General features: G+C 73.6%; 6 protein-coding genes. All 6 read right to left on the bottom strand.

Going from position 1 to position 8355, the window contains the following annotated elements; genetic code table 11:
- Positions 1–77: 77 nt before the first annotated feature.
- Positions 78–1622, bottom strand: coding sequence for a UDP-N-acetylmuramate--L-alanine ligase (murC, locus tag AB0I76_RS17195; RefSeq protein ID WP_357035945.1), 1545 nt, complete (start codon positions 1620–1622; stop codon positions 78–80).
- Between the two features lie 56 nt (positions 1623–1678).
- Positions 1679–2785, bottom strand: a complete 1107-nt coding sequence (murG, locus tag AB0I76_RS17200; protein WP_357035948.1) for an undecaprenyldiphospho-muramoylpentapeptide beta-N-acetylglucosaminyltransferase — start codon at positions 2783–2785, stop codon at positions 1679–1681.
- Positions 2785–4191 carry a putative peptidoglycan glycosyltransferase FtsW gene (locus AB0I76_RS17205; protein ID WP_357035960.1) on the bottom strand — a complete coding sequence of 469 codons (1407 nt, stop codon included), beginning with the start codon at positions 4189–4191 and terminating at the stop codon, positions 2785–2787. Before AB0I76_RS17205 ends, murG begins: the two co-directional genes overlap by 1 nt.
- A gap of 324 nt (positions 4192–4515) precedes the next feature.
- Positions 4516–5640, bottom strand: coding sequence for a phospho-N-acetylmuramoyl-pentapeptide-transferase (gene mraY, locus AB0I76_RS17210; RefSeq protein WP_357035951.1), 1125 nt, complete (start codon positions 5638–5640; stop codon positions 4516–4518).
- Complete coding sequence (murF, locus tag AB0I76_RS17215; RefSeq protein WP_357035954.1) at positions 5637–7073, bottom strand: UDP-N-acetylmuramoyl-tripeptide--D-alanyl-D-alanine ligase; 1437 nt, start codon at positions 7071–7073, stop codon at positions 5637–5639. The genes mraY and murF overlap by 4 nt, the downstream gene beginning before the upstream one ends.
- A partial coding sequence (locus AB0I76_RS17220; protein WP_357035957.1) for a UDP-N-acetylmuramoyl-L-alanyl-D-glutamate--2,6-diaminopimelate ligase occupies positions 7070–8355 on the bottom strand: 1286 nt, incomplete at its 5' end. The genes murF and AB0I76_RS17220, both read right to left, overlap by 4 nt.

Here is an 8355-nt window from a genome sequence, read left to right on the forward strand (position 1 = left end):
CGGACCGGATCCCGAGCACACCTGGAACACGTCGCTGGTCTTCGACCGGTCCGGCGCGCTCGCTGCCACCCCCGGGCTCATCCGACGGCGGGCGCCGCGCCGTTCCCGACGCCGCCACCGACACCGGGCACGGTCCCACCGATCGTGGTCGCCCCGCCGGCATCGCTGCCGGGCAGTGTGCCGGCCGGCGCCGACGGATCGGCGGTCCGCGCCGAGAGGGCGTCGAGCAGCTGGTCGCCCATCAGCGACGAGGGGGGCGCGCCCATGGTGACCACGACGTCGCCCGGCCGGGCGCGGCGGGTCACCTCCACCGGCGCCGCCTCCCACGAGTCGACGAAGACCTTGCGCTCGGCGGGCAGCGGGATCGCCTCGATCAACGCCGCCGAGCCCTCCCCCGGCGCGCGCAACTCACCCGGGCCGAAGACCTCCAGCAGCACCACCTCGTCGGCGATGGCCAGCGCCTCGGCGATCTCGGTCTGGTTGTCCCGCGTCCGGTAGAGCCGGTAGGGCTGGAACACCACGATCAGCCGACCGTCGCCGGCCACCTCGCGCAGCGTCTGCAGGGCCAGCCTCATCGAGGTCGGGTGGTAGGCGTACTCGTCGTAGACCAGCACGTCGTCCGCGACGCCCTTGCGCTCGAAGCGCCGCCGCACGCCGGGAAACGCCGCGAGAGCCGCCTCCGCCGCCTCCAGCGGCAGATCCAGCAGGTACGTGGCCAGCACCGCCGAGGCGCTGTTGAGCCCCATGTGCCGGCCCGGCACCGGCAGCCGGAACTCGCCCAGCGACCGCCCGTCGATCTGCGCCAGGTACCGCACGCCCCGCGCGGAGGAGGAGACCTCGGTCAGCCGGAGGTCGGCGTCGGCCGCCTCGCCGTACGTGTGCACCCGGCGCCCCTCGGCGCGCAGCGTCTCGGCCAACCGACGGCCGCCCGCGTCGTCGGCGCAGGTGATGATGAAGCCGTCGGGGTCGGTCAGCCGGGCGAACTCGGCGAACGTCGCCTCCAGGTTGGCCAGGTCGCCGTACGTGTTGAGGTGGTCGGCCTCGACGTTGGTGATGATCGAGACGTACGGGCGGTAGATGAGGAACGAGCGGTCGCTCTCGTCCGCCTCGACCACGAAGTACTCGCCGGTGCCGTGGTGGGCGCCCGAGCCGACCTCGGAGATCTCCCCGCCGATGACGAAGGACGGGTCCGCTCCGGCCCGCTGCAGCACCATGGTGACCATCGAGGTGGTGGTGGTCTTGCCGTGGGTCCCGGCGACCGCGACCGTACGCCGGCCGGTCATCGCCGCGGCGAGCGCCTCCGAGCGGTGCAGCACCCGCAGGCCCCGCCGGCGCGCCTCGGCCATCTCCAGGTGGTCCTGGGGGATCGCCGAGGAGTAGACCACCGTGTCCACCCCGTCGAGGTTGGACGCCTCGTGGCTCATGTGGATCGTGCCGCCGAGCGCCCGCAGGCCGGCCAGCGACGGCCACTCCCGCAGCTCGCTGCCGGAGACCGCGATGCCCCGGGTGAGGAAGAGCCGGGCCAGGCCGCTCATGCCGACCCCACCGACCCCGATGAGGTGGATGGTGCCCAGGTCCTCGGCGGTCAGCGTGCCGGCCGGGGTGAACTGCGCGGTGTTCATGGGTCAGGACCTTCCAGTCACGGCGGGCCGGGCCGCCCGGCGGGTGGTCGACACGGTCATCGGGCCACCGCCTCGTAGACGTAGTTGAGCAGTGCCTCGTCGCCGTCACGGCGACCGTACGCGGCAGCGGCGGTGCTCATGGCGTGCAGCCGGTGCGCGTCGCGGATCAGCGGGACGATCGTCCGCTCCACCCAGTCCGGGGTCAGCTCGGCGTCGTCGACGAGCAGGCCGCCGCCGGCCTCCACCACGGGCAGCGCGTTGCGCTTCTGCTCCTGGTTGCTGTGCGGGTACGGCACGTAGACCGTGGGCAGGCCGATCGCGGCCACCTCGGCGCAGGTCATCGCGCCGCCCCGGCCGAGCATCAGGTCCGCCGCCGCGTAGCCCAGCTCCATCTGGGACAGGTACGGCAGCGTCACGTACGGCACCGGCAGGTCGGTGGGGACCGGCACCGGCTCGTTGCGGGCACCGATCACGTGCAGCACCTGCACACCGTTGCGGGCCAGTTCCTTGGCCGCGCCGGAGACCGCCAGGTTGATCGACCGGGCGCCCTGCGAGCCACCGGCCACGAAGAGCACCGGCAGGTCGGGGCGGAGTCCGAAGTGAGCGCGGGCGGCGTTGCGCATCGCGTACCGGTCCAGCCCGGCGATCCCGCGCCGCAACGGCACGCCGACCACCCGGGCCTCGCGCAGTGCCTCGGACTGCACCGGCTGGTGCGGGAAGCCGACCGCGACGTGCTGGGTGAACCGCATCCCGAGCCGGTTGGCCACCCCCGGGGGAACGTTCACCTCGTGGATGACGATCGGCAGCTCACGCCGCCACGCGGCCAGGTACGCGGGCACCGAGACGTACCCGCCGAAGCCGACGACCACGTCGGCGCGCACCTCGTCGATGACCTTGCCCGCCGCGCGCGCCGCGGTCCACATCCGGCCCGGGGTCTTCACGAGGTTCATGTTGACCGACCGGGGCAGCTGGTAGGCCGGGATCTGCCGCAGGTCGTAGCCCTGCGGGGGGATCAGCTCGTTCTCCAGGCCCCGAGGGGTGCCCAGGCAGGTGATCCGGACGCCGGGGTCGTGCCGGCGCAGGCAGTCGGCGAAGGCGAGCAGCGGGTAGATGTGCCCTCCCGTGCCACCTCCCGCGAGCACCACCGAACGCAGCGGACCCATCAACGTCTCCTCTCGTCCGCCGCCCCGCGTCGGGTCCGGTCTGCCCGGACGCCGCGTGGCACGGCCTGGTCGTCTCCGCGCCGCTCCCGTGCCCGGGGCACCGGAGGCCGGGCCGCGGGCGGCGACGCCACACGGCGACGCCGGCCGGGAAGCGGCGGCAACGGGGCCCACACTAGTCGGACCCACCGGGCCGGCGGACGGGCATGCAGTGCTCTGGCCGCATCGGGTTCGGCGCGGGCGAAGGAGGCGAGCATCCCGACCGCCGCGAGCGTGACGACCAGGGCGCTGCCGCCGTCGGAGATGAACGGCAACGGCACGCCGGTCAGCGGCAGCAGGCCGATCACCCCACCGATGTTGATCACCGCCTGGCCCACCAGCCAGGCGGTCACCGCGGCGGCGGCGAGCCGACGGAACGGGTCGGCGACCCGGCCGGCGATGCGCAGCCCGGTGTACGCGAGCACGGCGAACAGCGCGACCACCACGACACAGCCGACGACGCCCAACTCCTCGGCGATGACCGCGAAGATGAAGTCGTTCTCCGCCGCCGGCAGCCACTCCCACTTGAGGGTGCTCTTGCCCAGGCCGGTGCCGAACCAGCCGCCGTTCTCGATGGCGTACCGGGCCTGCGCGATCTGGTAGCACTCCTCGAGCTTGCACTGCTCCGGCGGCGGCGGGGCGAAGAAGGTGGTCAGGCGGGCCAGCCGGTAGTTCTCGGCGCCCTTCTCACCGGACCCGGCACCGAGGGAGGCGACCGCCACCAGCAGGCCGATGCCGAGCAGGCCGACCGCGGTGAGGGTGGCGAACACCCGCATCCGTACGCCGGCCGCCCAGAGCAGGCCGACGACCAGCGCGAGCAGGCAGAGCATGGTGCCGAGGTCGTTGTAGCCGACCAGGACGAACAGCAGCCCGACCACCGGGAACAGCGGCGTGGCCAGTTCCCGCCACCAGCCGAGCTTGGCGCCCTTCCGGGCGATCACGTCGGCGCCCCAGAGCACCAGAGCGAACTTCGCCAGCTCGGAGGGTTGCAGCTGGATCGGGCCGAGGTGCAGCCACAGCAGCTCGGCGTAGATCGGCCCGACCCGCTCCACCCCGGCGATCGATTCGAGGGCGACGAGGGCGTTGAGCAGGAGCAGCAGCACCACCGACACGCCGAGCGCCGGCCAGCCGACGGCCCGGAACGTGCGGGCGGGCAGTCGCTGGCAGGCCCAGAAGGCCACGATGCCGATCACCGCGAAGATCGCCTGCTTGGTCAGCGACGCGGTGGCGTTCCCGCCCTGGGCGTAGTCCCGCACGCTGGTCGCCGAGAAGACCATCGTCAGGCCGATGAGCAGCAGCAGGCCGGCGCTGGAGAGCAGCAGGTAGTAGGAGGCGAGCGGACGGTCCAGCAGCCCGCGCAGGGCCGCCAGGCCGCCGGCGGCGTCCAGGCCGCGCAGCGCCGCCGACCCGCCCGGCTCGTCCGGTGGCCGCCGGGGTGTCGTGTCCGTCGTGACCTGGGTACCGCTGTCCTCCCCCACCCCGACATCATGGCCGCTGGCCGGCCCGCCCACCTCCGCAACGCCGTCCTCGGCGTGTCGCGGGTGAAAGGAAGGGCCCCCGCTTAACGCCTGCGGTAGAGGAAGGGCCCCCGCTTAACGCCGTCGGCCCGACGCCGCCACGCGGAGCGCTACGGCGCCGGACGGCGCGACGGCGCCGCCGCGAGGTCGCGACGGCGCCGTTGCGGGCAGCATGGATCAGCCGACGTTGGCGAGGAACTCGCTGTAGAAGAGGCCCAGCGCGATGGCGACACCGATGCCCGCGATGATCCAGAAGCGCACCACGATGTTGACCTCGCTCCAGCCGGCGAGCTCGAAGTGGTGCTGCAGGGGGGACATCCGGAACACCCGCTTGCCGGTGGTGCGGAACGAGATGATCTGAATGACCACCGACATGGTGATGATCACGAACAGGCCGCCGATGATCGGCAGCAGCATGATCGTCCGGGTGGACATCGCCATGCCGGCGATGAGACCGCCCAGGCCCAGCGCGCCGGTGTCGCCCATGAAGATCCGCGCCGGTGACGTGTTCCACCAGAGGAACCCGACGCAGGCCCCGGCCGCGGCCCCGGCGATCAACGCGATCTCCAGCGGATCCCGGACGGTGTAGCAGTACGCCTCGGTGTAGTTCGGGTCGGCGCACCAGTGCCGGTACTGCCAGAACGCGATCAGCGCGTACGCCGCCAGCACCATCACGGAGGCGCCCGTGGCGAGGCCGTCCAGGCCGTCGGTGAGGTTGACGCCGTTGGTCGCCGCCATCACCACGAAGATGAAGACGATGACCGCGCCGACCTTGGTCAGCTCCAGCGCCGGGATGTCCCGGATGAAGCTCAGCGTGGTGCTGCCGACGGTCTCGGTGTTGGTCGCCCGCCCGTCGGCGTCGGTCATGCTGCTCGGGAAGTAGAGCGCGACCACGCCGAAGACCGCACCGACCAGGATCTGGCCGAGCAGCTTGCCCCGCTTGTTCAGACCACCGCTGTGCCGCTTGCGGACCTTCAGGAAGTCGTCGATGAAGCCGACCGCTCCGGAGAAGACCATCAGGCCGAGCAGCACCAGCGCCGTGATGGTCGGCTCGACCTGGGCGATCTGCGCGTCCGGCAGGCTGGTCAGGGCCAGGTGGCCCGCGACGTACGCGATGACGGTCGCCAGGATGAAGACCACGCCGCCCATCGTCGGCGTGCCCTTCTTGCTCTGGTGCATCTGCGGGCCCTCGGCCCGGATCGGCTGGCCGGCCTTGAGCCGGGTGAAGACCTTGATCGCGAGCGGGGTGCAGAGCAGCGAGACCAGGAAGGCCACCCCGACGGCGACGATGACCGCCCTCACGCGACGTTCCCTCCGGCCGCCACGTCGGTGTCTCCCGTGGTCGCGCTCCCGGCGGCGGCGTCGGCGCGCAACGCGTCGGCCACCTCCCAGGTGCGGTACCGGGAGCCCTTCACCAGGACGACGTCGCCCGGCCGTAGTTCGTCCCGCAGCACCTCGACGGCCGCCGCCTGATCGGTGAGCAGCACCGACCCTCCTCCCCAGTCACCTACCGATGTCGCGCCCTCGTGGATCGGCGCCGCCGGCTCGCCCACCACGAGCAGCCGGTCGACACCCAACTCGGCCGCGAGCCGGCCGACCTCCACGTGTCCCTCGTGCTCGTACGGGCCCAGCTCGGCCATGTAGCCGAGCACCGCGACGGTACGCCGGTCCTGCCCGATGCCGGCCAGCGCCCGGAGCGCGACCGCCGTCGAGGCGGGGTTGGCGTTGTACGAGTCGTCGATCACCGTCACGCCGTCGGCGCGCTCGAACACGTCCATCCGGCGGGTGGAGACCAGCCCCATCTCGCCCAGCGCGACGGCCAGCTCGGTCAGCGGCATGCCCAGTTCCCGGGCCACCGCGGCGGCGGCGAGGGAGTTGGAGACCTGGTGCCGACCGGTCAACCCGAGCCGCACCGGCGCCGTCCCCTCCGGGGTCACCAGCGTGTACGACGGCCGGCCACGCTCGTCGGAGGTGACGTCCTCGGCGCGGATGTCGGCGTCGGACGCCTCGCCGTACCGGACGACGCGGGCCCGGGTCCGGCCGGCCATCGCGGCGACCAGCGGGTCGTCGGCGTTGAGGACGGCCAGGCCGTCGGCCGGCAGGGCCTCGACCAGCTCACCCTTGGCCAGCGCGATGATCTCCCGCGAACCGAACTCGCCGATGTGCGCCACCCCGACGTTGAGCACCACGGAGATCCGGGGTGGCACCACGTCGCAGAGGTACCGCACGTGGCCGACGCCGCGCGCGCCCTTCTCCATGACCAGGTAGCGGGTCTCCGGTCCGGCCTGCAACGCCGTCCACGGGTGCCCCAGCTCGTTGTTGAACGACCCGGGCGGCGCGACGGTCGGGCCGAGCCGGGCGGCGAGCTGGGCGATGAGGTCCTTGGTGGTGGTCTTGCCGGACGAGCCGGTCAGGCCGATCACGGTCAGGCCGGGCAGCCGGTCCACCACCGCCCGGGCCAGCCGGCCCATCGCGGCGAGCGCGTCGTCGACCAGCACCATCGGCACGCCGGGCACCTCCCGGGTGCCGAGCACGGCCACCGCGCCGGAGGCGACCGCCGCCGCGGCGAAGTCGTGCCCGTCGGCCTTCTCGCCGGGAAATGCGACGAACAGCGCGCCCGGGCCGACCCGGCGCGAGTCGAACTCGACCGACCCGGTGACCCGCGCGTCGGGGGCGGCGGCGACCAGCCGCCCGTCCACCGCCGCGGCCACCTCGGCCAGGCTCAGCGCGATCACCGGGCACCCTCCGGGTCGCCGAAGCGGGCCCGCAGCGCGGCGGCCAGCTCGGTGCGGTCGTCGAACGGGTGCACCTGCCCGGCGACCTCCTGACCCTGCTCGTGCCCCTTGCCGAGCACCGCGACCACGTCACCCGGGGCGGCCAGCCGGACCGCCTCGGCAATCGCCGCCCGCCGGCCGTCCACCTCGACGATCCGGGCGTCGGCGCCGGCGCCGTGCGCACCGACGAGCACCTCGGCGCGGATCGCCGCCGGGTCCTCCGTACGCGGGTTGTCGTCGGTCACCAGCACCACGTCCGCCCCCTCCGCCGCTGCCGCGCCCATCAGCGGGCGCTTGCCCCGGTCCCGGTCCCCGCCGGCCCCGATCACGCAGATCAGCCGGCCCGGGCTGAACTCGCGCAGCGCGGCCAGCACCGCCACCACGGCGTCGGTCTTGTGCGCGTAGTCCACGACGCCGCGCACCGGGCCGGGGGCGTCGACGAGTTCCAGCCGGCCCGGCACCCCGCCGCAGGCCGTCACCCCGGCCACGGCGGTCTTCGGGTCCACCCCGGCGGCCACCAGAACGGCGACGGCGAGCAGGGCGTTGGCCACGTTGTGCCGGCCGGGCAGCGCGACGCCGGCCGGCAGGGTCAGCCCGTCCGGGCCGTGCAGGGTGAAGCGCTGGGCGTACCCCTCGCCACCGACCTCGTCGGCCCACCACATGGCGGCGGGATCGCCAGCCGCCGAGTAGGTCACGGTCGCCGGCTTGCGCAGCGGCCCGAGCGCCGGGTCGTCGTGGTTGAGCACCTCCACCGCGCAGCGCCCGTCGAAGAGCTTCGCCTTCGCGGCGAAGTAGTCGGCGGAGTCCGCGTGGAAGTCGAGGTGGTCGGAGCCGAAGTTGGTGTAGCCGCCGACGGTGAAGCGGACGCCGCCGACCCGCCCCATCGCGAGGGCGTGACTGGAGACCTCCATGACCACCGCGGTCACCCCGCGCTCGCGCGCGGCGGCGAGCATCGCGTGCAGGTCCGTCGCCTCGGGCGTGGTACGCACGCTGTCGATCACCAGGTCGCCGAGGCGGGTCTCCACGGTGCCGATCAGCCCGGTGGTGTGGCCGGCGGCGCGCAGCCCGGACTCGACGAGGTAGGCGGTGGAGGTCTTGCCGGCGGTGCCGGTCACCCCGATCACCGTGAGGTCTCCGGTGGGGTCGCCGTAGACGGCGGAGGCGAGGGCGCCGAGGACCGCGCGCGGGTCGTCGACCACCAGGACGGGCAGGCCGGCCGCCGCCACCGTCGGGGCGCCCGCCA

Origin of the sequence: Micromonospora sp. NPDC049799 (assembly GCF_040656655.1) — a bacterium.
Classification (GTDB): Bacteria; Actinomycetota; Actinomycetes; order Mycobacteriales; family Micromonosporaceae; genus Micromonospora.